26 protein-coding genes are annotated in these 24856 nt (G+C 65.6%); 8 read left to right on the top strand and 18 right to left on the bottom strand.

Annotated elements, in window-relative coordinates; all coding sequences use genetic code 11:
* The first annotated feature begins 32 nt into the window (after positions 1 to 32).
* Complete coding sequence (locus tag ACQR1L_RS33390) at positions 33 to 1115, top strand: DUF2336 domain-containing protein (RefSeq protein WP_434862157.1); 1083 nt, start codon at positions 33 to 35, stop codon at positions 1113 to 1115.
* Positions 1116 to 1550: 435 nt separating this feature from the next.
* Here the strand turns inward: ACQR1L_RS33390 and ACQR1L_RS33385 are convergent, their stop codons facing one another.
* The 13 genes from ACQR1L_RS33385 to ACQR1L_RS33325 form a co-directional block, all read right to left on the bottom strand.
* Entirely contained in the window at positions 1551 to 3671 is a 2121-nt protein-coding gene (locus ACQR1L_RS33385; RefSeq protein ID WP_434862156.1) for a sodium-translocating pyrophosphatase, read from the bottom strand.
* Positions 3672 to 3875: 204 nt separating this feature from the next.
* A complete protein-coding gene (thiL, locus tag ACQR1L_RS33380; RefSeq protein ID WP_434862155.1) occupies positions 3876 to 4868 on the bottom strand; it encodes a thiamine-phosphate kinase in 993 nt (330 codons plus the stop codon).
* A gap of 185 nt (positions 4869 to 5053) precedes the next feature.
* Positions 5054 to 5560, bottom strand: coding sequence for a transcription antitermination factor NusB (nusB, locus tag ACQR1L_RS33375; RefSeq protein ID WP_434862154.1), 507 nt, complete (start codon positions 5558 to 5560; stop codon positions 5054 to 5056).
* 1 nt (position 5561) lies between these two features.
* Positions 5562 to 6053, bottom strand: a complete 492-nt coding sequence (gene ribH, locus ACQR1L_RS33370) for a 6,7-dimethyl-8-ribityllumazine synthase (protein ID WP_434862153.1) — start codon at positions 6051 to 6053, stop codon at positions 5562 to 5564.
* 185 nt (positions 6054 to 6238) lie between these two features.
* Positions 6239 to 6847 (bottom strand): riboflavin synthase, encoded by a 609-nt coding sequence (locus tag ACQR1L_RS33365; RefSeq protein WP_434862152.1) that lies wholly within the window; start codon positions 6845 to 6847, stop codon positions 6239 to 6241.
* Complete coding sequence (ribD, locus tag ACQR1L_RS33360) at positions 6847 to 7998, bottom strand: bifunctional diaminohydroxyphosphoribosylaminopyrimidine deaminase/5-amino-6-(5-phosphoribosylamino)uracil reductase RibD (protein WP_434862151.1); 1152 nt, start codon at positions 7996 to 7998, stop codon at positions 6847 to 6849. Before ribD ends, ACQR1L_RS33365 begins: the two co-directional genes overlap by 1 nt.
* A complete protein-coding gene (nrdR, locus tag ACQR1L_RS33355; protein WP_006612773.1) occupies positions 7995 to 8480 on the bottom strand; it encodes a transcriptional regulator NrdR in 486 nt (161 codons plus the stop codon). The genes ribD and nrdR overlap by 4 nt, the downstream gene beginning before the upstream one ends.
* Positions 8481 to 8493: 13 nt before the next feature.
* Positions 8494 to 9798, bottom strand: coding sequence for a serine hydroxymethyltransferase (gene glyA / locus ACQR1L_RS33350; protein WP_434862150.1), 1305 nt, complete (start codon positions 9796 to 9798; stop codon positions 8494 to 8496).
* Between the two features lie 185 nt (positions 9799 to 9983).
* On the bottom strand, positions 9984 to 10445 hold the full coding sequence (locus ACQR1L_RS33345) for a hypothetical protein (RefSeq protein ID WP_434862149.1): 462 nt from the start codon (positions 10443 to 10445) through the stop codon (positions 9984 to 9986).
* Positions 10446 to 10568: 123 nt separating this feature from the next.
* Positions 10569 to 10790, bottom strand: a complete 222-nt coding sequence (locus ACQR1L_RS33340) for a hypothetical protein (protein WP_434862148.1) — start codon at positions 10788 to 10790, stop codon at positions 10569 to 10571.
* An 18-nt stretch (positions 10791 to 10808) separates the two neighbouring features.
* A complete protein-coding gene (locus ACQR1L_RS33335; RefSeq protein WP_434862147.1) occupies positions 10809 to 11033 on the bottom strand; it encodes a hypothetical protein in 225 nt (74 codons plus the stop codon).
* 199 nt (positions 11034 to 11232) lie between these two features.
* A complete protein-coding gene (gene ldtR, locus ACQR1L_RS33330) occupies positions 11233 to 11745 on the bottom strand; it encodes a transcriptional regulator LdtR (protein WP_008962376.1) in 513 nt (170 codons plus the stop codon).
* 360 nt (positions 11746 to 12105) lie between these two features.
* The gene (locus ACQR1L_RS33325; RefSeq protein WP_434862146.1) at positions 12106 to 12573 is read right to left on the bottom strand and encodes a DUF6163 family protein; all 468 of its coding nucleotides are present in this window, start codon (positions 12571 to 12573) and stop codon (positions 12106 to 12108) included.
* Positions 12574 to 12802: 229 nt separating this feature from the next.
* Between ACQR1L_RS33325 and hemB the strand changes: the two genes are divergently transcribed.
* The 3 genes from hemB (at position 12803) to ACQR1L_RS33310 (ending at position 15437) form a co-directional block, all read left to right on the top strand.
* Positions 12803 to 13855: a porphobilinogen synthase gene (gene hemB / locus ACQR1L_RS33320; RefSeq protein ID WP_434862145.1), complete on the top strand. Its 1053-nt coding sequence runs from the start codon at positions 12803 to 12805 to the stop codon at positions 13853 to 13855.
* 171 nt (positions 13856 to 14026) lie between these two features.
* The gene (locus ACQR1L_RS33315) at positions 14027 to 14572 is read left to right on the top strand and encodes an RDD family protein (RefSeq protein ID WP_434862144.1); all 546 of its coding nucleotides are present in this window, start codon (positions 14027 to 14029) and stop codon (positions 14570 to 14572) included.
* Between the two features lie 88 nt (positions 14573 to 14660).
* Positions 14661 to 15437, top strand: a complete 777-nt coding sequence (locus ACQR1L_RS33310) for an arginyltransferase (RefSeq protein WP_434862143.1) — start codon at positions 14661 to 14663, stop codon at positions 15435 to 15437.
* Between the two features lie 78 nt (positions 15438 to 15515).
* On the opposite strand, the gene ACQR1L_RS33305 is transcribed toward ACQR1L_RS33310, so the two are convergent.
* Positions 15516 to 16898, bottom strand: a complete 1383-nt coding sequence (locus ACQR1L_RS33305; RefSeq protein WP_434862142.1) for an Nramp family divalent metal transporter — start codon at positions 16896 to 16898, stop codon at positions 15516 to 15518.
* 198 nt (positions 16899 to 17096) lie between these two features.
* On the opposite strand from ACQR1L_RS33305, the gene ACQR1L_RS33300 reads away from it, so the two are divergent.
* Positions 17097 to 17888: a class I SAM-dependent methyltransferase gene (locus ACQR1L_RS33300; protein WP_434862141.1), complete on the top strand. Its 792-nt coding sequence runs from the start codon at positions 17097 to 17099 to the stop codon at positions 17886 to 17888.
* Between the two features lie 102 nt (positions 17889 to 17990).
* Positions 17991 to 19217 carry an MFS transporter gene (locus ACQR1L_RS33295; RefSeq protein ID WP_434862140.1) on the top strand — a complete coding sequence of 409 codons (1227 nt, stop codon included), beginning with the start codon at positions 17991 to 17993 and terminating at the stop codon, positions 19215 to 19217.
* Here the strand turns inward: ACQR1L_RS33295 and ACQR1L_RS33290 are convergent.
* From ACQR1L_RS33290 to dmeF, 4 genes are all read right to left on the bottom strand, one after another.
* Positions 19214 to 19648, bottom strand: coding sequence for a universal stress protein (locus ACQR1L_RS33290; protein ID WP_434862139.1), 435 nt, complete (start codon positions 19646 to 19648; stop codon positions 19214 to 19216). The genes ACQR1L_RS33295 and ACQR1L_RS33290 overlap by 4 nt on opposite strands.
* Before the next feature lie 88 nt (positions 19649 to 19736).
* On the bottom strand, positions 19737 to 20996 hold the full coding sequence (locus ACQR1L_RS33285; protein ID WP_434862138.1) for an adenylate/guanylate cyclase domain-containing protein: 1260 nt from the start codon (positions 20994 to 20996) through the stop codon (positions 19737 to 19739).
* Between the two features lie 43 nt (positions 20997 to 21039).
* Positions 21040 to 21444, bottom strand: a complete 405-nt coding sequence (gene arsC / locus ACQR1L_RS33280; RefSeq protein WP_434862137.1) for an arsenate reductase (glutaredoxin) — start codon at positions 21442 to 21444, stop codon at positions 21040 to 21042.
* Between the two features lie 36 nt (positions 21445 to 21480).
* A complete protein-coding gene (gene dmeF / locus ACQR1L_RS33275) occupies positions 21481 to 22452 on the bottom strand; it encodes a CDF family Co(II)/Ni(II) efflux transporter DmeF (protein WP_434862136.1) in 972 nt (323 codons plus the stop codon).
* Positions 22453 to 22648: 196 nt separating this feature from the next.
* Between dmeF and ACQR1L_RS33270 the strand changes: the two genes are divergently transcribed.
* Both ACQR1L_RS33270 and chrA read left to right on the top strand, forming a co-directional pair.
* A complete protein-coding gene (locus ACQR1L_RS33270) occupies positions 22649 to 23467 on the top strand; it encodes a chromate resistance protein ChrB domain-containing protein (RefSeq protein WP_434862166.1) in 819 nt (272 codons plus the stop codon).
* Positions 23464 to 24855 (top strand): chromate efflux transporter, encoded by a 1392-nt coding sequence (gene chrA / locus ACQR1L_RS33265; RefSeq protein ID WP_434862135.1) that lies wholly within the window; start codon positions 23464 to 23466, stop codon positions 24853 to 24855. The genes ACQR1L_RS33270 and chrA overlap by 4 nt, the downstream gene beginning before the upstream one ends.
* The last annotated feature ends 1 nt before the right edge of the window (position 24856 follow it).

Raw genomic sequence — 24856 nt, 5'->3', positions numbered from 1 at the left:
GCCACGGCGAGATCCATCGCATGAGCCGCGCCTTGCCTAACAAAGTCCTGCATCAGCTCGAAGACATCCTCGCCAGCCGCTACGTGTCGCGGCGCTCGGAGATCATCGACCGCGTCACCGACCTGTTCGTGGTGGGCTCCGGCAAGTTTACCGAAGAGCATGTCGACCTGTTCGACCACGTGCTGTTCAAGCTGCTCGACAACGTCGCCATCGCCGCACGGGCGCAACTCGGCAGCCGCCTCGCGGCGCTGCCCGATGCGCCGCCGCGCCTGATCAATTTGCTGGCCAGCGACGAGACGATCGCGGTCGCCGGGCCCGTGCTGCGCCAGAGCGACCGGCTCGACGAGCAGACGCTGGTCGCCACCGCGCAGAGAAGCAGTCAGGAACATCTGCTGGCGATCTCGGGCCGCAAGATCCTGACCGAGGCGGTTACCGACGTGTTGGTCGATCGCGGCGACCAGGCCGTGGTGTCGAACACCGCCAACAATGATGGCGCCCGCTTCTCCGATCACGGTTTCTCCGGCCTGGTGGCGAAGGCCTCCGACGATCCGGGGCTGGCGATGAAGCTGTGGAGCCGCCCCGACAGTCCGCGCGAAGTGCTGGTACGGCTGTTCGTCGAAGCCTCGGATGCCGTCCGCAATCAACTCGCGTCGGCTGACAGCGCCCGCGCAGAAATCGTCGAGCTCGCGGTCGCCCAGGCGTCCGGCCATCTGCAGGCCGCGGCGCGAACGCGCTCGACCGATTTTGCCAACGCCAAGGCCTATGTCGAGCAATTGCATGCCACCGGCCAGCTGCACGAGGCGCAACTGCACGGCTTCGCCAAGGAAGGCAGCTTCGACAAGGTCACCCTGGCGCTGTCCCTGATGTGCAAGCTGCCGCTCGACGTCGTCGAACGCGCCTTCGCGCGCAAGCAGCCGGATCAGTTGCTGGTGCTCGCCAAGGCGCTCGATCTGTCCTGGGTCACCACGACGACCTTGCTGTTCATGCAGGCCCATGTCAGCGGCAGCGCGCGCCCGCAGCTCGACCAGCACCTGGCGAGCTTCACGGCGATGCAGCCGCGCATGGCGCAGAGCATGCTGCAGAATTATCGGGTGCGGCAGAACGCGGCGGAGTAGGACGCCTCATCGGCGGACGTTTTTGCAAAGACGCCACCTCTGCAACGTCATCCCGAACTTGGCTCCGCGCCCTCTCCTCCTCGTCGTTCCGGGGCGTGCTTGACGGCGAAATGGCGCAGCCATTTTGTCGGCAGGCACGAGCCCGGAACCCATCGCCACGACCGGTCTTTGCAAGGCTCGGATATGCGTGGCGCTCGTCTTCAACTCACGGCGGCCTGGGGTTATGGATTCCGGGCTCATTCGCGCTGCTTCAAAATGGCTGCGCCATTTTGCGCGCGAATGCCCCGGAATGACGGCGCGGAAAGGGTCACGTCGCCAAGGTAGGCACCAGCTACGCTCTGTCCCGTTTCAGCCGACGCCACGTGCATCAGCCAGAAATCAAAAACCCCGCGGCTCGCACCGCGGGGTCTTTAGTTGTCGGAGCCGTTCTGCAGCTCAGTGCGCCAGGATCGCCAGCAGCAGCAGGGCGACGATGTTGGTGATCTTGATCATCGGGTTCACGGCGGGGCCTGCCGTGTCCTTGTAGGGATCGCCGACGGTGTCACCGGTGACCGCCGACTTGTGGGCGTCCGAGCCCTTGCCGCCGAAATGGCCGTCCTCGATGTACTTCTTGGCGTTGTCCCAGGCGCCGCCGCCGGAGGTCATCGAGATCGCGACGAACAGACCGGTGACGATGACGCCGAGCAGCATGGCGCCGACGGCGGAGAACGCCGCCGACTTGCCGGCCGCGCCGCCGCCCGCGATCGCGTAGATCAGGAAGTAGACGACGATCGGTGACAGCACCGGCAGCAGCGAGGGGATGATCATCTCCTTGATCGCTGCCTTGGTGAGCAGGTCGACGGCCTTGCCGTAGTCCGGCTTGTCGGTGCCCTGCATGATGCCCGGCTTCTCGCGGAACTGACGGCGCACTTCTTCCACGATCGCGCCGGCGGCGCGGCCGACCGCGGTCATGCCCATCGCGCCGAACAGATACGGCAGCAGGCCGCCGAACAGCAGGCCGACCACGACGTAAGGGTTGTTCAGCGAGAAGTCCGGCTTGATGCCCGCGAAGTACGGATGCTTGGCGGAGTCGGCGATGAAGAACTGCAGGTCCTGGTTATAGGCCGCGAACAGCACCAGCGCGCCGAGACCGGCGGAGCCGATCGCGTAGCCCTTGGTGACGGCCTTGGTGGTGTTGCCGACGGCGTCGAGCGCGTCGGTCGACTTGCGGACCTCCTTGGGCAGACCGGCCATCTCGGCGATGCCGCCGGCGTTGTCCGTGACCGGACCGAAGGCGTCGAGCGCGACGATCATGCCGGCCAGCGCCAGCATCGTGGTGGTCGCGATCGCGATACCGAACAGACCGGCGAGGCTGTAGGTGACCAGGATGCCGGCGATGATGACGAGCGCGGGCAGCGCAGTCGCTTCCATCGAGATGGCGAGACCCTGGATGACGTTGGTGCCGTGACCGGTGACCGAGGCCGCCGCGATCGACTTGACCGGGCGGAAGTCGGTACCGGTGTAGTACTCGGTGATCCAGATGATCAGGCCGGTCACGACGAGACCGACGACGCCGCAGACGAACAGCGCCGTGCCGGTGTAGTCGACACCGTCGAGCTTGCCGAAGCCGATCAGCCAGGCAATCGCGATGGCGAGGCCAGCGAGCGACAGCACGCCGGTCGCGATCAGGCCCTTGTAGAGCGCGCCCATGATCGACTGGCTGGCGCCGAGCTTCACGAAGAAGGTGCCGGCGATCGAGGTGATGATGCAGATGCCGCCGATGGCGAGCGGCAGGGTCATCATGTTGGTCAGCAGCGACGATTTGGCGAAGAAAATCGCGGCCAGCACCATGGTGGCGACGGCGGTCACCGCATAGGTCTCGAACAGGTCCGCGGCCATGCCGGCGCAGTCACCAACATTGTCGCCGACGTTGTCGGCGATGGTCGCCGGGTTGCGCGGATCGTCCTCGGGGATGCCGGCTTCGACCTTGCCGACGAGGTCACCGCCGACGTCGGCGCCCTTGGTGAAGATGCCGCCGCCGAGACGGGCGAAGATCGAGATCAGCGAGGCGCCGAAGCCGAGCGCGACCAGCGCGTCGATCACGGTGCGGCTGTCGGGCGCGAGCTTCATGAAGCCGGTGAGGATTCCGAAGTAGATGGTGACGCCGAGCAGCGCCAGACCCGCCACCAGCAGACCGGTGATGGCGCCGGCCTTGAAAGCGAGCTCGAGACCGCCGGCAAGCGAGGTGGTCGCCGCCTGCGCGGTGCGCACGTTGGCGCGCACAGAGACATTCATGCCGATGAAGCCGGCGGCGCCGGAGAGGATCGCGCCGATCGCAAAGCCGACGGCGACGAGCATGCCGAGGAAATAAGCAAGGAGCACGAAGATCACGACGCCGACGATTCCGATCGTCGTGTATTGGCGGCGAAGATAGGCCTGTGCGCCTTCGGCCACGGCCGCCGCGATTTCCTGCATGCGCGCATTGCCGGCGTCGGCGCTGAGCACAGATTGCGTGGCCCAGATCGCATAGACGATCGACAGCGCTCCGCAGAGCACGATCACCCATAAAGCTGACATTTAGTTTCCTCGGCTCTTTGCTTTTTTGAACTACGTCACGCCGCGATGGTGCGACGCACGCCCCCTTGTCAGGCCGCTCCGGGCGGAGCCGCCTCGAACGCGGTGAAGCTTGCCAAAATCGCCATGATGACGCAACGCCGCGACGCCTGAACCGCTCCAAATTCAGACGCTTCTTTGGTCGCACTGTGCGGTTGCGAATAGGTGTCAGAAGTGGCTGTAGGACAGCCGTTGCAAGCTGACTGGACGGCCCTGAGCGTCAAGGAAGCGCGGCGCTTGCGGGCCCTCGACAATGGCGCCGATGTCGGCGACGGCGATGCCGGCGCTGTTGGCTGCAGCGCGGTAGGCGTCGCATTGCGCTGCGGGAACAGTGCAGAGGATCTCGTAGTCGTCGCCGCCGGAGATCAGAGTTTTCAGTTGAACCGCTCCCGCAGCAACAAGCTTGCTCGCAGCTGATGAGATCGGAACTTGTGACAGCTGGATGTCGGCGCTCACATGAGAGGCAGCACAAAGCTTGGTCAGGTCGCCGGCAAACCCATCGGACACGTCCATGGACGCCGTCGCGTAGTCCCGCAAGGCGGTTGCAAGCGTGCTTCGCGGCTGCGGCACGCGATAGCGGCCGATCAGCATGTCCCGCGCAGCGGGATCATGGGCCAGCGCGGTTGTGTCTATTTTGCCAGTAAGGATACGAAGCCCGAGCGTGGCGTCGCCGATGGCGCCCGTGACCACGACCCGGTCGCCGGGACGGGCGCCGAAGCGGTGCACCATACGGCTCTTGGGGAGCCGGCCCCAGGCGGTCACAGAGATCATGACGGGTCCGGGCGTCGAGACAGTGTCGCCGCCGAGCAGCGGGCAGCCGAAGGCGGCCGCATCCTCGCCGAGGCCACGGGCGAACGCGGCGAGCCAGATCTCGTCCTTCTGCCGCAATGCGAGGGTCAGCAGAAAGCCAGCAGGGGTCGCGCCCTTGGCGGCGAGATCGGACAGGTTCACGCGCAAGGCTTTGCGCGCGATGGTGTCCGGAGGATCGTCTGGGAGATAGTGCACGCCCTCGACGATGGCGTCGGTGTTGACGACGAGGTCGTCGGCGCCGGCAGGGATGGCGGCGGCGTCATCGACGAGGCCGAAGGCGCCGGGGTCCGTGGCAAGCGGCTTGAAATAGCGGGCAATCAGCGAGTCTTCGCCGGAGGGCGCTTGGGTCATTGGCGCCCACTCCATCCACCGTTGTCATCGCCCGGCTCGACCGGGCGATCCAGTACGCCGCGGCCTCTCCGTATCCTCGAGGCGTTTCTGGAATACTGGATCACCCGCTTTCGCGGGTGATGACAGCGGAGTGAACACGCTGGCAGGGTGCCGGTCCGCAAAACTGTTGCGCCGGCCCGCCTCACCTACTTCGGCCCCATCTCGTCGCCGCGATACTGCCGGGCGAGTTGCTCCAGCACGGCGTTGACCATGCCGGTCTCGTCGCGCTCGACGAAGGCGTGGGCGATGTCGACATATTCGGACACGACGACCTTGGCCGGCACGTCCTTGCGCCGCTCCAGCTCATAAGCGCCGGCGCGCAGCACGGCGCGCAGGATGGCGTCGATCCGCTGCAGCGGCCAGCCCCGCTCCAGCGCCGTGTCCAGCACGGGGTCGAGCTTGGTCTGGTCGCGCACCACGCCGGAGACGATGTCGCGGAAGAACGCGGCTTCAGCGGGGAGATACTGTTCGCCCTCGACCTCGTTGCCGAGCCAGTGGCTCTCGAACTCGGCCAGCACGTCGTTGATGCCGGCGCCGGCAATATCCATCTGGTAGAGCGCCTGCACGGCGGCGAGACGGGCGGCGCCGCGGCGGTTGGCCTTGCGGTCGGTGTTGGCGCGGATCGGGCCCCTGAAGGGTTTGTTCTCCGCCATCTCAGCCTCGCGACAGACGGCGTTTGATGCGCAGCACGGCGAGCGCGGCGCGGGCGGCATCGCCGCCCTTGTTCATCTCCGAGACGCGAGCGCGCGCCCAGGCCTGGTCCTCATTGTTCACCGTGAGGATGCCGTTGCCGAGCGGCAGGCCGCGCGCCACCGACAGGTCCATCAGCGCCCGCGACGACTCCTGCGAGACGATCTCGAAATGGATGGTGTCGCCGCGGATCACGCAGCCGAGCGCGATCGCGAGATCATAGGGCTTGCCGTTCTTCGCGGCCGCGTCCAGCGCGATCGCAATGGTTGCTGGGATCTCCAGCGAGCCGGTGACGGTGAGGACGTCATAGCTCACACCGGCCGCTTTCAGCTCGGCGGTAGCGCCCTCCAGCATGGCGTCCTGGATGTCGTCGTAGAAGCGCGCTTCCACGATCAGCGCCCGGGCGCCGGTGATGTCGGTCTGGTCTTTCAGCGGCGCGCGCCGTGCGTCTGCCATGGTTCTGTTTCCATTGTCTTCAAGCTGCCTCACCCCTCAAGGGAGCGGCCACTCGGCCGCGTCGCGAAGGGCAAGATGAAATCAACTCATGCTGCGAACCGGCGCAGCAGCGCCGTCTCGCCATGAGGGCTGGCCTTGTAGGCGCGAGCGCCGACAAAGCCAAGACGGAAAGCCTCGGCTCGAGGCTACTTCATTTCCGTGAGGCGTGCCGCATAGCGCGCCATCAGGTCGACCTCGATATTGACCTCGCTGCCCGTCTGCCAGGATGACAGCGTGGTCACTGCAAGCGTATGCGGAATGATCAGGACCGAAAAGGTCAGCTCGTCCACGGTGTTGACCGTGAGCGAGACGCCATCGAGGGTGATCGAGCCCTTGGTGGCGATGAAGCGCGCCAGCTCGCGGCTCGTCTTGAACACGAAGCGCGCCATGTCCGGCAGGTTCTCGCGGCTGACGATGGTGGCGATGCCGTCGACATGGCCGGAGACGATATGGCCGCCGAGCTCGTCGCCGATCTTCAGCGCCCGCTCGAGATTGAGCTTGGTCCCGACGCGCCAATGCTTGGCGGTGGTCAGCGCCAGCGTCTCCGCGGCGGCGTCGACCTCGAACCATGTCTTTCCGTCGGCTACGCCAGACTGCACAACCGTGAGGCAGACGCCGTTGTTGGCGATCGACGCGCCATCGGCGATCGTGGACTGGTCGTAGCTGCAGGCGATGCGTAGCCGGTGCAGCTTGCCCTCGGTCCGCGGCGTCAGGCTGACGATCTCGCCGATGTCGGTGACGATGCCGGTGAACATTACACGCGCTCGTAAATCGTGAGGATGTCGGGATCGAGCGTCTCGCTAGCACGAACGCGATAGGCGGGCGACTGCGTGATTGCGGTCAGCGGCAATGCGTCCAGCGCAGCAATGCCGTCGGCGCCGATCTCGCTGGGTCCGCGCAAGAGCCAGATTTCATCGACCAAGCCGCTTTGCATGAAAGAAGATGCTACGCGGCTGCCGCCTTCGATCATCAGGCGCGTGATCCCCTTCTCCGCAAGCGCTTTGACCACGGCCGGCGGCTCCAGCGCGGAAGGGTCGGCCTGCGGCGGCACGCGGATCACCTGGGCACCGGCGGCGCCCAGCCGTGTCGCCGTCGCCGGCTCCGCCACCTCGGAGGCCACGAGCCAGAGCGGCGTCGTCCGCGCGGACTGCATCAGGCGGCTATTGGCCGGAAGCCGCAGCATCGGATCGAGCACGACGCGGACGGGCGAGCGCGGCTCCATTCCCGGCAGGCGGCAGGTCAGCAGCGGATCGTCGGCGATCGCGGTGCGCACCCCGATCAGGATGGCGTCGCTCTGCGCGCGCAACAGATGCACGCGCGTCCGCGCCGTTTCGCCGGTAATCGCGACCGGCTTGTTGCCAGCGGCGGCGATCTTGTCGTCCGCCGAGACGGCCAGCTTGAGGATCACGTGCGGCCGAGCATCGCGGATGCGGCGGAAATGTCCGGCATGGTCGCGCTTGGCGTCCGCCGAACAGAGGCCGACCTCGACCTGAATGCCGGCAGCACGCAGCTTGGCGTGCCCCTGCCCCGCGACTTCCGGATTGGGATCCTCGATCGCCGAGACAACGCGACTGATGCCGGCGGCGATCACCGCATCGACACAGGGCGGCGACTTGCCGAAATGCGAGCACGGCTCCAAGGTCACGTAGAGCGTGGCGCCCTTGGCGGCCTCACCGGCGCGCCGGAGCGCCTCCGGCTCGGCATGCGGCCGGCCGCCCGGCTGGGTCCAGCCGCGGCCGACGATCACGCCATCCTTGACAACAACGGCGCCGACGGCCGGGTTCGGCCATGTCCGCCCCTGCCCGCGACGTCCGAGCGTCAGCGCCAACTGCATGAAGCGGCGGTCGGCGTCCTTCTGCGCCTTCAGCTTCTCGCCGACCTGATCGACCAGCACCCGGAAGATCATTTGCGAACCGGCGCCAGCCGCGGGGCTTCGTCCTCCGCCGAGAGCTCGCCGAGCACCGCCTCGAAGTCCTTGGCCTCGCGAAAGTTGCGGTACACCGAGGCGAAGCGGACATAGGCAACGTCGTCGAGATCGCGCAGATGCTCCATCACGATCTCGCCGATCGCCTCCGAGGACACTTCCGATTCACCGCCGCTCTCGAGCTCGCGCACGATCGCAGACACCATCTTCTCGACGCGCTCCGGATCGACCGAGCGCTTGCGCAGCGAGATCTGCACCGAGCGCATCAGCTTGTCGCGGTCGAACGGCACGCGGCGGCCGTTGCGCTTGATGACGGTCAGTTCGCGCAGCTGCACCCGCTCGAAGGTCGTGAAGCGGAAGTTGCAGGTGACGCAGACCCGCCGCCGCCGGATCACCGAGGAATCCTCGGTGGGGCGGGAGTCCTTCACCTGCGTATCGAGGCTGTTGCAGCTCGGGCAGCGCATGTCGCCTTACGCCTTACTGATAGATGGGGAAGCGGTCGGTCAGCGCCTTCACCTTCTCCTTGACCGCGGCTTCCACCAGCGGCGCGCTGCCGTCAGGGCCTTGCGCGATCGCGTTCAGCACCTCGGCAATGAGGCTGCCGACCTGCTGGAATTCAGCGACGCCGAAGCCTCGGGTGGTCGCCGCCGGGGTGCCGAGACGCAGGCCCGAGGTGACGAACGGCTTCTCCGGGTCGAACGGAATGCCGTTCTTGTTGCAGGTGATGCCGGCGCGGACCAGCGCCTTCTCCGAGACGTTGCCCTTCAGCCCCTTCGGCCGGAGGTCGACCAGCATCAGATGGTTGTCGGTGCCGCCCGACACGATGTCGAAGCCCTGGGCGCGCAGCGATTCCGCCAGCGCCTTGGCGTTTTCGACGATGTTCTTCGCGTAGGTCTTGAACTCCGGCCGCAGCGCCTCGGCGAACGCCACCGCCTTGGCGGCGATGACGTGCATCAAGGGACCGCCCTGCAGGCCCGGGAAGATCGCCGAGTTGAACTTCTTGGTGAACTGCTCGTCGTTCCACAGCATCAGGCCGCCGCGCGGGCCGCGCAGCGACTTGTGGGTGGTCGTGGTGGTGATGTGGGCATACGGCACCGGCGAGGCATGCACGCCACCAGCGACGAGGCCGGCGAAGTGCGCCATGTCGACGAGGAGATACGCGCCGACGCTGTCGGCGATCTCGCGGAAGCGCTTGAAGTCCCACGGGCGCGAATAGGCGCTGCCGCCGGCGATGATCAGCTTCGGCTTGACCTCTTCGGCCTGCTTCGCCACCGCGTCCATGTCGATCAGATGATCGTCGCGGCGCACGGTGTAATGCGCGGCCTTGAACCACTTGCCGGACATGTTAACCGGCGAGCCGTGGGTCAGATGGCCGCCCGCGGCGAGGTCGAGGCCCATGAAGGTGTCGCCCGGCTGCAGGAGCGCCAGGAACACGGCCTGGTTCATCTGGCTGCCGGAGTTCGGCTGGACGTTGGCGAAATTGGCGCCGAACAGCTTCTTGGCGCGGTCGATCGCGAGATTCTCGGCGACGTCGACCCATTCGCAGCCGCCGTAATAGCGCGCGCCCGGATAGCCCTCGGCGTACTTGTTGGTCATCACCGAGCCCTGGGCCTCCAGGACCGCCCGGCTGACGATGTTTTCCGAGGCGATCAGCTCGATTTCGTGCCGTTGCCGACCGAGCTCACCCTTGATGGCGGCGGCGATCTCGGGATCGGCCTCGGCCAGGGTGGCGGAGAAGAAGGAATCGACGGACGAAGCGGGCTTGGCGCTGGAAGCGGTCATCGGCGAATATCTCCACGTCCGCAAAGCCTTACGTGGCTTGCGGTCGGTTCGGTGAAGGCGGTCGGAAAAGACCCTTGCCCTGTACCATACGGGCGGCGGCAGGCCAAGGGACAGGCCAAGCGGTTGCGGGTCAAACCGGACAATTGCGCCAGATATGGTGGACGGCCGCGGGAGCAAGCCCCTGTTCAGGCGCCACCGCAGGAGTGCCAGCTCTCCGACATCTGCCAGGTCTCGTTGGTCCGCAGGTTGATCGCCTTGTAAATTCTCCCCCGATCATCTCCGGGCGGACACTTCTTGGGCTTGAAGACGGTGCAGAGACGCACGGGATCACCGATTTTGGAATGGGCCACGCCGACATTCCACGCCGCGTCGATCTGCTCGGCGCCGTTCTGATACTGCACGTAGGTGCCCTGATCCATCATGGGCTCACCGTCCTTGTCGAGCGTCTCGCCGGACTTGAACGGGGTGGGCGAAAGCGGGCCATCCGACCGATCCGCGATTTTCGTGATCGTCGTTTCTGCGCAGGCTCCGACCCTTCCTAACGCCTTCCAGGCTTTCGTCACGGTCGGGGGAGCAACCGTCTCGGCTAAGCTCGTCGACCAATTCGATTGCGCACACGAGCCAGCCAAAATCACTGCTGCACTCACCCAAGGCGTCAACCGCATCGTTGCCCCCAAAAACAAACAACCTGCATGAAACCGGACGGTCTCATACAGGTTGTCGGTATCATGAGGCAAGCGTGAGGCGCGAGTGGCCTCGCGCCAAAGACATCAAAGCCCGGTGTAGCCCGCCTTCACCGGATCGACGCGGCCGTCGAGCTGGCGCAGATAGGTCAGGCCGCAAACCGTGAGGCGATGCGGATCGCGTTCGCCGGCTTCGAACAGCGTCTGGATGTAGGCGCTCACCTTCTGGCGTGCTTCCTGGCTGGCCGCAGCGGTGCGGTTCGCGAGCAGGTCGTAGGTGTGCATGATGCGATCGATAGCGGCTTCCATATCATCCCCTCTTGATGGTCAGGCCGCATGGGCCGTCTCGAACATCGAGATCGCCCTGTTTGCGAGCCTGAGCTTGTTGAACTCTCCGCGGTGGATCAGCTGCACGAGGATGTCGACGAGACGATCATCCGGCGTGATCGTGTCGGGCAAGGCCCCCGACAAACGCAGATAGTTGGCCGCGATCGCGTAGGCGTCGCTGACCAGTTCCACGTTCATGACCTGCATTCCGTGATCGTGCAGCATTGGCCGACCTCCGGACGAGACAAGTCCGAGCGGCCGGATTGGTTCCAGTCGGTTTCTCGCAATCGCGAATGATGATCGGGCAAACAAAGAAAAAGCGCCGGCCCGCATGGGCCGACGCGAGGTCGAACTCGAGGGATCGACGACTGTCCGGTCTTGGCTCTCTTGGGTCGGAGGCCGGGTCAGCCGAAGTGAGATCAGCTCAGAGCCGATACAGGATCTGGTCGGTCCAGAACCGCTCGAGGCGATGCAGCGACTTGTTGAGCGTGGAGAACTCCTCGCTCGAGATGCCGCCGACCTGCTCCACGGTCTTGACGTGCTTCTGATACAGCGAGTCGACGATGCGGCGGATCTCCTGGCCCTGCGGGGTCAGGCGGATGCGGACCGAGCGGCGATCGACGCGCGAGCGCTGGTGATCGAGGAAACCGAGCTCGACCAGCTTCTTCAGATTGTAGGAGACGTTGGAGCCGAGATAGTAGCCGCGCGTGCGCAGCTCGCCCGCGGTCAACTCCTTGTCGCCGATGTTATAGAGCAGCAGCGCCTGGACCGAATTGATGTCGGAACGACCGCGACGGTCGAACTCGTCCTTGATGACGTCGAGCAGACGGCGATGCAGCCGCTCCACCAGCGTCAATGCTTCCAGATACAGCGACTGCACGGTGCCACCCTGGCCGGGCGCAGCAGTCTCCACGGCCGTCGCAACGGCTTTCATCATGACACTTCCCCTGTCGTCGTTTTTGTCGACTTATTCGACGAAACTTGTGTCCCGTCTGATAGAGCGAACTTAAGGGGCGTGCTTTGAAGATCGCCTTAAATAAGAGCATAAAGAGAGAATGAATCGCGGAGAGTGAATCGTCTTTTAATTCAGTAATTACAGAGGGTTTCGCAAGAGTCCGTTGACGGTGGAGACGCCATGTTCTCGCTTCGTTTCATCCACCTGTCGCATTCCAAAACACGCCTGGGTAGCGCCGCTAAGGTCTCTGTAACAGCTGTGGCAGGCGGTCTTAAGGTGTTCGAAACATTACTTGCATCGCGCTGAAAAGATTTATGCCGTGCAAGGATTGCAGCCCACCACCTACGGTGGCCGCTCGCGAGCCGCCATCCAGGCCAGCACGAGATACGCGGCCAGCATGACCGCCTCGCCGGCGACCACCAGCAGGTTGCCGCCATAGATGCCCGGGAACATCAGCTCGATCACCGCCATCGAGACCACGGTGGTCAGCCACACCACGGCGCCCCAGGGTGTCGCCAGCCACAGCCCGACCGCGGCGACGAGCTCGATCACGGCGAAATAGACGGTCGCAGCCTGCCAGGCCATGGGCTGGTTTTCGAACGCCTCGTCCTCGCCGCCGATGAAGCCCGTAACCTGGGCCCAGTGATAGAGCCCCTTGGCGATGGACAGCATCGCCATCACGCGCAGGAACAGCACCAGACGCCGCGTCCAGACATTGTCGTCGCTTTCGCGCCGGTCCGAGGAGAGGGCCGCGACCGACATGGCGGTGTTGTCGCGCGCCAGATCTCGCGCCGAGGGGATCTCAGGCATGGGCGCTCGAGCAGAACTGGCACGTCGTCAAGGGGATCATCGAGGCCTCTCAAGACCGGAAGGATGGCGATTCCTTGGCCTGGCGGCACCGTGAAACCAACCGGGCCGGAAATCAACCGGGCTGCTTGCGTCAGGTCAAGTGACGCGCGACGTGCAAAGTGGTACAGATTGTTCGAATTACAACAAATCAAAATCCGGCTCGCCGGCCAGCTCAAGGAGCCAGCACCCCATGGCGATCAAATTCGGGCGCCCGATCGAACTGCGCGATGTCGCGCACAATCCCTCCGCTCCGGCGCTCGATCTGACCATCCGGCCGCGTCGCAATCGCAAGGCCGAATGGGCGCGGCGACTGGTCCGCGAGAACGTTCTGACCACCAATGACCTGATCTGGCCGCTGTTCGTCGTGGCAGGCGACCGCGTCCGCAGCACCGTGGTCTCGATGCCGGGCGTGGAACGGCTGAGCGTCGACGAGATCGTGCGCGACGCCGAGCGCGCGGCCAAGCTCGACATCCCCTGCATCGCCCTGTTCCCCTATACCGACCCATCGCTGCGCGACGAGCACGGGTCCGAGGCCTGCAATCCGGACAACCTGGTCTGCCAGGCCGTGAAGGCGATCAAGAAGGAATTCCCGGAGATCGGCGTTCTCTGCGACGTCGCGCTCGACCCGTTCACCAGCCATGGACACGACGGCCTGATCAGGGATGGCCGCATCCTCAACGACGAAACCGTCGCGGTGCTGGTCCGCCAGGCCCTCGTCCAGGCCGAAGCCGGCTGCGACATCATCGCGCCGTCGGACATGATGGACGGCCGCGTCGGCGCAATCCGCCAGGCGCTCGACCAGTCAGGCTTCCTCGACGTTCAGATCATGGCCTATGCGGCCAAATACGCCTCCGCGTTCTACGGCCCGTTCCGCGACGCGATCGGCTCGGCCAAGACGCTGAGCGGCGACAAGCGCACCTATCAGATGGACAGCGCCAACACCGACGAGGCGCTGCGCGAGGTCGAGCTCGACATCGCCGAAGGCGCGGACATGGTGATGGTCAAGCCGGGCATGCCCTATCTCGACGTCGTCAGGCGTGTGAAGGACACTTTCAGCATGCCGACGTTTGCCTATCAGGTGTCCGGCGAATACGCGATGATCGCGGCAGCCGCGAACAATGGCTGGATCGACGGCGATCGGGCGATGATGGAGAGCCTGCTGGCCTTCAAGCGCGCCGGCGCCGATGGCGTCCTCACCTATTTCGCGCCGCAGGCGGCGGAGCGGCTGCGCCGTCAGGGGTGAGACCTGGACCGTCGCAATTCGACCGCCGGCGCTCGAAGCCGCTTCGCTGGTCGCGCCCGCCACACGCGTCGCTGAAACGCCGGAAATTTGCCGCGCGCGTTGCAAGGATTGCCCCTTGCAAGCGCGCGCGCTGTTCCCATGTCCTGTTGGCCAGTTCTGGAGGGGACAACCATGGCGTATACGGGCCCAGGCAATGGCGGCTGGAGCAGCGGCGGAGCCGGGATCAGACCGCACGCCTATGATCCCTACCAGCAGCCGGAGCTGTTCCGCGGCGTGCTGACACGGCGGGCGATTGCCTTCCTGATCGACCTGCTCGTCCTGTCCGTCCCGGTCATTCTGGCCGTGATCTTCATCGCCTTGTTCGGCGTGGTCACGCTCGGGCTTGGCTGGGCGCTGTTCTGGCTGGTGTCGCCGGCCTCCGTGATCTGGGCGATCGTCTACTACGGCGCCACGATCGGCGGCCCGAACTCGGCGACGGTCGGCATGCGGGTCATGGATCTGGAGGTACGAACCTGGTACGGCGCGCCGGGCTACTTTGTGCTCGGTGCCGTGCACGCGGTGTGCTTCTGGATCTCGGTGTCGGTGCTGTCGCCGTTCGTCCTGCTGGTCGGACTGTTCAATGGCCGCCGCCGGCTGCTGCACGATTTCGTGCTCGGCACCGTCGTGATCAACACGTCGGCGCGGGCCCAGCTCGCCGGGGCCGCACGGACGTGGTGAGACATCGCACGTCGCATCAAAAGCGATTGACCGGTCGTCTCCGGAGCGCAATTCTGTCTGATATCGCCTCGGAGGCACACGACGTTCCTTGACCCAGCACTCGCGTGATACCCCGCAGTTCTACCTGACTGCGCCATCGCCCTGCCCGTATCTGCCCGGGCGGCAGGAGCGAAAGGTTTTCACGCATCTGGTCGGCGACAAGGCCACCGATCTCAACGACCTCCTGACCCATGGCGGCTTTCGCCGCAGCCAGTCGATCGCCTACCGGCCGGCCTGCGACCAGTGCCGCGCCTGCGTGTCGGTGCGGGTGATCGCCAACGAATTTCGGCCCTCTCGTAACTTCCGCAAGGTGCTCGCGCGCAACTCCGATCTGGTCGGCGAGCAGCGCAGCGCGGTTCCGACCTCCGAGCAATATTCGATCTTCCGCAGCTATCTCGACCAGCGTCACCGCCACGGCGGCATGGCCGACATGACGGTGCTGGACTACGCCATGATGGTGGAAGACAGCCACGTCGAAACGCGAATCATCGAATATCGCAAGCGCAACCTGAGCAACGGACCGAACGCCCGCGGCGGCGAGCTGATCGCCGTGGCCCTCACCGACGTGCTCAGCGACGGGCTGTCGATGGTGTACTCGTTCTTCGATCCATCCGAGACGACGCGCTCGCTCGGGACCTTCATGATCCTCGATCACATCGCCAGAGCCCGGCGGCAGGGTCTGCCTTACGTCTATCTCGGCTACTGGATCGAGGGCTCGAAGAAAATGGACTACAAGAGCCGCTACCTGCCGCAGCAGCGGCTGGCGGCTGCGGGCTGGCTCCGCATCGACGCCGAGGGCGGCACCGCACCGGAGCCGCAGGAGTGAAAGCGGGCGAATAGCGATTGGCGAATAGAGCTATTCCGTTTCCCTATTCGCTACCCTTTGTTCGCCATTCGCCTCTCATCATCCCGTCGCCAGATCCCACACCAGCTTCGCATTGAGCGCGATGATGACGGCCGCAATGACCGCGGCGATGGCCGTCAGCCAGCGCGGCGCCACGAACTGCCCCATCTTGGCGCGGCTCGCGGTGATCAGCACCAGCGGCACGATGGCGAAGGGCAGTTGCAGGCTGAGCACGACCTGACTGAGGATCAGGAGCTGACCCGTGGCCTTCTCGCCGGCCCAGATCGTCACCACGACAGCCGGCACGATCGCGATCATGCGGGTGATCATCCGGCGCAGCCATGGCGCGATCCGCCACTGCAGGAAGCCTTCCATCACGATCTGGCCTGACAAGGTGGCGGTGATCGTCGAGTTGAGGCCGCAGCACAACAGCGCGATGGCGAACAAGGTTGGCGCGAGCGTCGAGCCCAGCAACGGGGCCAGGAAGGAATGCGCCTGGTCGAGCTCGGCGACGTCATGCTGGCCGGTGCGGTGGAAGGTGGCCGCCGCGAGAATCAGGATCGAAGCGTTGATGGTGAGCGCGAGGCACAGCGCCACCGTCGAGTCGATCGTCGACAGCGTGATCGCCTCACGCTTCTCCGCCGGACTGTCGCCATAGCCGCGGGTCTGCACCAAGCCGGAATGGAGGTACAGATTGTGCGGCATCACGGTCGCACCGAGGATGCCGAGCGCCAGATACAGCATCTCGGGATTGGCGAGCAGCTGGCTGCTCGGCACGAAGCCCTTCATCACCCCCGCCCAATCCGGCTGCGCCATCCCGATCTGGATCGCGAAGCAGAGCGCGATCACGCCGAGCAGAGCGACCACGAAGGCCTCGATCCAGCGAAAGCCGAAGGCCTGCAGCGCGAGGATCAAAAACACATCAAGCGCGGTGACGCAGACGCCGATCGACAGCGGCAGCCCGAACAGCAGGCTGAGACCGATGGCCGTGCCGATCACCTCGGCGAGATCGGTGGCCGTGATGGCGATCTCGGCCGACAGCCACAGCGGGATCGAGACCCAGCGAGGCGTGGAATCCCGGCACGCCTGGGCGAGATCGCGGCCAGTGGCGACGCCAAGCCTCGTGCACAACGACTGCAGCACGATCGCCATCAAATTCGACAGCAAGGCGACGGACAGCAGCATGTAGCCGAACTTGGCCCCACCGGCGAGCGACGTTGCCCAATTGCCGGGGTCCATGTAGCCGACCGCGACCAGATAGCCGGGGCCTAGAAACGCAATCAGCTTGCGCCACAGCGAGCCCTTGGCGGTAGTCCGCACGGACGCGAACATGTCGCCGAGCGACGGGTCACCCCGCTCGTTGCGCCAACCTCCCGTCATCAGGCTGTCACCCGGGGGAACCATGGCATGCAGTTGCGAGAGGTCTGACGATTTTGCGTCCATGACATCATCCTGAACGAAACCGACCTTTAATGCAACTTATTTGCAAAAGCGGATTGCAGAGGCCGATCGGCCAGCCGACGCTGGCAAAGTTCGCGCCGCGCTTCATCATCGGGACAGCCCGCTGATGCCGATTCGTCTCTGGTCGAAGGCAGAGCCATGGCCGCCGCGCGAGCCGTCGCCCCATTCACGGAATTCAAAATGCTGTCTACTCAACTCGGTCTCCGGCCCATCTCGAACGCGCCCGTGCCCTGCAAGATCTGTGACGGTCCTGCCAATCTGTTCGGCGTGGTCGACATGAACCGCCCCTGCCAGATCGCGCATGTGCCCAACGCGCCGCTGTCGGGCGTGCCGATCTACTACCGGCGCTGCGCCGATTGCGGATTTCTGTTCACGGACGCATTCGACGACTGGAGCATCGAGCAGTTCAGGACCCACATCTATAACGACGGCTATGAAGCGGTGGATCCAGACTATCGGATCAAGCGGCCGACTGACAACGCTGCGGCCATTGCCCGCTTCTGGGGGCCGCACAAGGCCGGCATGCGCGTGCTCGACTATGGCGGCGGCAATGATGTCCTCTGCGCCGGCCTGCGCGCGCACGGCTTCGGCGAGGCCGTGACCTACGACCCAATGGTGCCGGAGCACGCGGCGCGCCCCGAGGGGAAGTTCGACCTCGTGACCTGCTTCGAGACGCTGGAGCACGTGCCCGATCCGCTGGCGACGATCGGAGCCATTGCGGCCTGCGTGGCCGAACCGGGCGGCGTGTTCTACTCGACACTGACGCAGCCCGACGATTTCGACACCCAGGGCATGGGCTGGTGGTACGTCGGGCCGCGCAACGGGCACATCTCGATTTACACCAAGCACGCGCTGGCGCTGGCCTGGAACAAGTTCGGCTTCAAAACGGCGCCGCTGAACTCGGGCACGCATCTCGCGTTCAAGACGCTGCCGCCGGAATGGGGCCTGGAGGAAGCACCGAGTGCGGCTTAGATCGGCGCGAGTCTGACACCGCGGCGCGGGCTGATCGGAAAGCGGGTGGGCGCGAGGTGACCTGCGGCGGATGATGACGGCCTCCTCATGCCAGGTTGTCTCATGCCCCTCCCGCTCCGCTTGCCCGCCAGCTTTCATCGGCTCGCCTTCTCCAATCTCACCGCGCAATCGGCCGAGCAGATCGCGCTTGCCGCCGCACCGATCGTCGCGGTGCTGGCGCTCGGTGTCGGCGAGGGTGAGACCGGCCTGCTGCAGACGGCGCTGACGGCGCCGTTCGTTTTGTTCGCCATTCCCGCCGGATTGCTCGCCGACCGCATGCCGCGACGGCGGCTGATGGCTGCGGCGGAGGCAATGCGCGCGCTTGCGCTGCTCGCGATCCTGCTGGCCTTCGCGGCCGGGATGCTCACGCTGTGGCTCCTGGCTGCGCTCGGCTTCGCAGCCGTCTGCGGCACGGTGGTGTTCAGCGTCGCCGCGCCGGCCCTGGTGCCGAGCCTGGTGCCGCCAAGCGAACTCGCGCGCGCCAATGCAAGGATCGAACTCGCCCGCACCATCGCCTTTGCCTGCGGGCCGGCGCTCGGCGGCATGCTCGTCGGCTGGATCGGCGGCGCGCTGGCCTTCGGCGCGGCCGCGGCGCTGTCGCTGATCGCAGCCTTCTGCCTCGGAGGCATTGCCGAGCCCGCTCGCGTCCCCATGCCGCGCCGCCACCCCCTGGCCGACATCCGCGAAGGCGCGGCGTTCGTGCTGCATCATCCCCTGCTGCGGCCGGTGTTCGTCACCCAGGTCGTCTTCAACACCGCGCACTTCCTCCTGCTCGCCGTGTTCGTCCCTTACGCCGTTCACCGGCTTGGCCTGTCCGCAGGCGGCGTCGGCACGGTGCTGTCGATGTTCGGCGCCGGCATGGTGTGCGGGGCGCTGCTCGCGACGCGGATCATGCGACGTCTGCCGTTCGGCACGGTGATCGGGCTCGGCCCCGTCACCGGCTTCGTCGCGGCGCTGGTGATGGCGCTCACGACATTCGTTCCTTCTCCTTATCTCGCGGCGTTGAGCTTCTTCATGCTCGGCGCCGGGCCGATCCTCTGGGTCATCTCGACCACCACCTTGCGGCAGGCGGTGACGCCGGCCGGACTGCTCGGGCGGGTCTCGGCCATCAACATCCTCAGCTACGGCGCCCGCCCGCTGGGCTCGCTGCTCGGCGCCATCGTCGGCGGCCATTACGGCGCCGACGCCTGCCTCTATCTCGCCGCCGCCGTGTTCGGCCTGCAGGCGCTCGTCATCCTCGTCTCGCCCGCCGTCACGATCGCCCAGCAACCGGAGCCCCAACCGGCCTAGCGATAGACCAGGATCGGCACGGTCGAATGCGTCAGCACCTTCAGGGTCTCGCTGCCGAGAAGGGCGGAGACGCCGCGCAGGCCGTGCGAGGCCATCAGCACGAGGTCGCAGTTCTCGTTGCGCGCGGTCTCGACGATCGCCTCATAGGGCTTGTCGTGTTCGACGCACAGCGTGGCGCAGGCGACGCCCGCCTGCTCCGCATCATCCTTGACGTGGTCGAGATATTTCGCGGTCTGGTCGGCCACGAGCGACTTGTATTGCGCCAGCGCCTTGGTCGCGGCGTGCGGATCGACGACCAGGGAATGCAGCGGCGTCGACACCACCAGCGCGGTGACCTTCGCGCCGGTCGCCTTGGCCAGCGCGACGCCGTGCTTGATCGCGGCCCGGGACAGGTCGGAGCCATCGGTCGGCAGCAGAATATGCGTGTACATGTGCGTCATCTCCCGGCCGATGATGCTGGGCAGACTCCGCTCTGCTGGGCATTGACGTGGGTCAAGAGTGCGACATCTCGTCCGCTGATCATCCTTGTTCGAGGTAGTTCTCATAAGCGCGCGTCGCAGGCTGGCTCGCCGCAATCTCCGGGTCGAGCGTGTAGAGATCCTGCGCGCGGCCGATGCCGCGCAGCGCGTAGCGGCCGGTCGACACCAGATAGCGGCGGCCCTCATCGTCGAGACCCGCGCAGAATTCCGACGACGCCAGCAACTCGCGGTCGACCGAGCGGCACATCGAGGCAATGCGGCTGACCTCGTTGACAGCCGGTCCCACCACAGTGAAATCGAGCCGGTCCTCGCTGCCGATGTTGCCATAAAACACCTCGCCGACATGCAGGCCGACATAGGCCGTGGTCACGGGCCTGCCCTCCCCGCTCCGCCTTGCATTCAGCCTGAGGATGTTCAGGCGGAAGCGATGCTCGGCGCGCAGCGCGGCCTGCCGCGCGGTTGCCATGTCGCCGGTGAAGATCGCCAGCACGCCGTCGCCGATCAGTTTCAGCACGTCGCCGCCGGATTCGTAGATCGCTTCGATCGAGGCTTCGGCATAGTCGTTGAGCAGCGGAATGATCTCGTCGGGCGAGATGCTCTCCGAAATCGCGGTGGAGCTGCGCAGGTCGGAGAACCACAGCACTGCGTTGATGCGCTCGGTGACGCCGCGGGAGATGCGGCCGCGCAAAACCTGCTCCGACGCATCACGGCCAAGATAGACCCGGCCGAGCGTGCGCACGATGTCGACCTGCTGCGCCGATTTGATCGTGAATGCCAAGAGCGGGATCAGGTCGCGCAAGGCGCCGATCTGGTCCTCGGTGAAGCCGTCGTGACGGCGCGTCAGCCAATTTGAATAGAAGCAGTCCATCTGGCCGAGCGTGCCGGCTTCGCCGAATCTATGCACGAAGGCGACGTAGTGCTTATGGCCCTGGGCAGACAGTTCTTCGATGACCGGAAAATCGAGATGCGCCGCGTTCAGCAGGTCGATGCGGAACTCATCGTCGCCGCTCTCCAGCATGTGATGGAAAACCGACCGCCGCCAATTCTGGGCCGCCTCGCCCTCGTTGCTGGAGCCGTATTCGAAACTGTCGGGCTCGTTGGTGTTGCTGTCGTTCCAGCGGAAGCCACGGCCCTCGAAGATCGGATGCAGCGTGTCGATGATCGTGAGGCTGCGCGACAATTCGAGCCCGGCCGCGCAGCAGCGCTCGCAGAAGCCGCGCAGGATTTCATTCTCCGGCACGCCGGTGAGGCCCTGCGCCGTGAGCCAATTGATCACTTCGAGACGGGTCGCCGTGTCCATGGGGTCAACTCACCAACGCGTCACACCGGGGTTGTGGTGGGCTTCAGGTCGTCCTGCTCACCACCTCGCCATCCTCCTTGGTGAACGAGGCGACGGGATGGTCGAGCAGGTCGAGGACGAGCTCCGAGGGGCGGCACAGCCGCGCGCCCTTGCCCGTCACGACGATCGGCCGGTTGATCAGGATCGGATGCACGAGCATCGCCTCGATCAGCTGGTCATCGGTCCATTTGGGATCGGCGAGGCCGAGCTCCGCAAACGGCGTTCCCTTCTCGCGCAGCACGTCGCGCACCGTGACGCCCATCGCATTGATCAGCGCCACCAGTTGCTCGCGGCTCGGCGGCGTCTTCAGGTATTCGATGACATCCGGCTCCTCGCCCGAGGCGCGGATCATCGCCAGCGTGTTGCGCGACGTGCCGCAGGCAGGATTGTGAAAAATCGTAACGGTCATCGAGGCAGTCCATCCGTGAGATAAAAGACGTGGTTATCAGACGTGCAAGCCGTGCTCCACCTCCACCGTGACATGGCTGAGACCGTGCAGGTCCCGCAGGCGCTGCTTGTACATTGCGGGCGCCAGCGGCGCATTGGAAACGATCGAAACCACCACCGCACGGTGACCGGGCCCGACCTGCCAGAGATGCAGGTCGGTGACACGGTCGCCACTCGCCTCCAGCCGCGCCCGGATCGTGGCCTCCAGCCGCCGGTCGCCATTGACGTCCAGCAGTACCGCGCCGGCATCGCGGATCAGGCCATAGGCCCAGCTCGCGATGACCGCGCTGCCGACGAGGCCCACGGCGGCATCTGCCCAGCTCCAGCCGAGGACCATGCCGATCACGAGCGCGCCGATGGCCAGCAGCGAGGTCGCTGCGTCCGCCAGCACGTGCAGATAGGCCGCGCGCAGATTGTTGTCGTGATGGCCATGGTCATGATGGTCGTGGTGATGGTCATCATGGCCGTGATGATCGTGGCCGGCGTGGTGGCGATGGCCGTGATGATGATGCTCGTGTGAATCGGCCAGCATCCAGGCGCTGATGAGATTGACCAGCAGGCCGAGGACGGCGACCGCGATCGCTTCGCCATAGGCGATCGGCTCCGGACGCAGCAGCCGGATCACGCTCTCATAGGCCACCTGGACCGCGATGATCAGCAGGATGATCGCGCTCGAGAACGCCGCGAGCTCGCCGAACTTGCCGGTGCCGAAGGTGAAGGACGGATTGCGGGCGTGGCGGCGGGCAAACAGGTAGGCCAGCCCGGCGATGCCGAGCGCGGCCGCGTGGGTGCCCATGTGCCAGCCGTCCGCCAGCAGCGCCATCGATCCGAACAGCGAGCCGGCGGCGATCTCGCCGGCCATCATCACCAGGGTCAGCCCGACCACGAACCAGGTACGGCGCTCGTTGCGCTCGTGCTGCGCGCCGAGAAAGATGTGATCGTGGGCCCAATGATCGGCTTGTGATGGCATCTATCGTTCTCCTCATCGGTCCCGGCGCGCACCGCCGTGCGCGGCATCGAACTTATCACAGGACAAAGCGACCGCCCTGTCGCGATTGACAGCGCAGACCGGTTCCGCTGTAATGTTCCCATGGGGACTTCGCGATCTCCCCACGAGGCGACATGCCCAAGTATCGCGTCCCGTCATTTTCGCACGAGGACGCATCATGTCATCCTTCGCATCGATTTCTCCCGACAAGCTGAGCCGGTTGATCGGAACCCCGAACGCACCCATCCTCATCGACGTACGCACCGACGAGGATTTCAGCGCCGATCCAAGGCTCCTTCCCGGCGCCATCCGACGTGACGCCTTGACGGCTGCGCAATGGAGTTCGGAGTTCGCCGGCCGTTCGGTGATCGTTATCTGCCAGCGCGGCGCCAAACTCTCGCATGGCGCTGCGGCCTGGCTTCGCGTGGCCAAGGCCTCGGCCGAAAATCTCGAGGGTGGCTTCGAGGCCTGGAAGGCAGCCGGTTTGCCGCTGGTGCCGATGTCCAAGCTGCCGCCGCGCGACGACCACGGACGAACGGTCTGGGTGACGCGCGCACGGCCGAAGATCGATCGCATCGCTTGCCCCTGGCTGATCCGCCGGTTCGTCGATCCGCAGGCGGTTTTTGTCTATGTTGCGCCATCCGAGGTCATCGCCGTGAGCGAGCGCTTCGGGGCGGCGCCGTTCGACGTCGAAAACACCTTCTGGAGCCATCGCGGAGAGCTTTGCACCTTCGATGTGATGATCGAGGAATTCTCTCTCACCACGCCTGCCCTGCAACGGTTGGCCACGATCGTCCGCGCCGCGGATACGGCGCGGCTCGATCTCAGCCCCGAAGCGCCCGGCCTGCTCGCCGCCTCGCTCGGGCTGTCGCGCATCTACGATGACGACCTCGCCCAACTCGAGGCTGGCCTTGAACTCTACGATGCGTTCTATCGCTGGTGTCGCGACGCGACTACCGAGTCGCACAATTGGCCGACGAGCAAGGTGAAGCCATGACCGATCTGGTCTCATCGACTGCCCCCACCAAAGCTGACGCCGGCCACGGCGTCAGCTTTGCCGAGGCGTTCAAGGTCTGGCTGCGCGTAGCGTCGCTGTCGTTCGGCGGCCCGGCCGGGCAGATCGCGGTGATGCACCGGATCATCGTCGACGAGAAGCGCTGGGTCTCGGAGAGCCGGTTCCTGCATGCGCTGAACTACTGCATGCTGCTGCCCGGACCGGAGGCGCAGCAGCTCGCGACCTATATCGGCTGGCTGATGCACCGGACGGCCGGCGGCCTGATGGCCGGCGGGCTGTTCATCCTGCCCGGCATCATCGCGATCATGGCCTTGAGCTGGATCTACGTCGCCTTCGGCCATGTCTGGTTCGTCGAGGCGCTGTTCTTCGGGCTGAAGGCGGCGGTGCTCGCGATCGTCATCCAGGCGGTGGTGCGCGTCGGCAGCCGCGCGTTGCGTAACACCGTCATGATCGGGCTCGCGGCAGCGGCGTTCATCGCGATCTTCTTCTTCGCGGTGCCCTTCCCGCTGATCATCATCGCCGCGGGACTGATCGGCTATCTCGGCGCTCGCGCCGGCCGGCCGGAATTCGCCGCGGCGGGCCATGGCTCCAGCGGCAATGGCGATGGCGACAGTGCGCTCGGCGAGACCCTGCCGGAGCACGCCCGGCCGAATGGACGGCGCACGCTGCTCACCGCGCTGGTCTGGCTCGCGCTGTGGCTGGTGCCGGTCGCCGCCATCGTCGCGGTGACGGGTATCGGCAGCACGTTCAGCCAGATCGCGCTGTTCTTCAGCAAGATGGCGATGGTGACGTTCGGCGGCGCCTATGCGGTGCTCGCCTATGTCGGTCAGCAGGCGGTCGAACACTATCACTGGCTGACCCCTCCGGAGATGCTCGACGGGCTCGGCATGGCCGAGACCACACCGGGGCCGCTGATCATGGTGCTGCAATTCGTCGGCTTTGTCGCCGCGTCGCGCGATCCCGGATCGTTGTCGCCGCTGATCGCGGGCACACTCGGCGGCCTGCTCGCGACCTGGGTGACGTTCGCGCCCTGCTTCCTGTGGATCTTCGTCGGCGCGCCGTATATCGAGCGACTGCGGGGCAACAAGGGCCTTGCGGGTGCGCTCGGCGCGATCACGGCGGCGGTGGTCGGCGTGATCCTCAATCTCTCGATCTGGTTCGCGCTGCATACGCTGTTCCGCCAGACCGTGCCGGTGAGCGGCTTCGGTCTCGACTTCGATGCGCCCGTGCTGTCCAGCGTCGACGGCGCCGCGCTGCTGCTGTCGCTGGCTGCGGCGCTCGCGATCCTCCGCTTCAAGCTCGGCATGCTCACTGTGCTTGCTGCGTCATGCGCCGCCGGTGTGCTGATCAGGCTGGCCGGCTGGAGCTGAC

Origin of the sequence: Bradyrhizobium sp. HKCCYLR20261 (genome assembly GCF_051168435.1) — a bacterium.
Lineage (GTDB): Bacteria > Pseudomonadota > Alphaproteobacteria > Rhizobiales > Xanthobacteraceae > Bradyrhizobium.
Note: the sequence above shows the minus strand (reverse complement) of the source record. Positions and strands in the feature narration are given on the sequence as shown.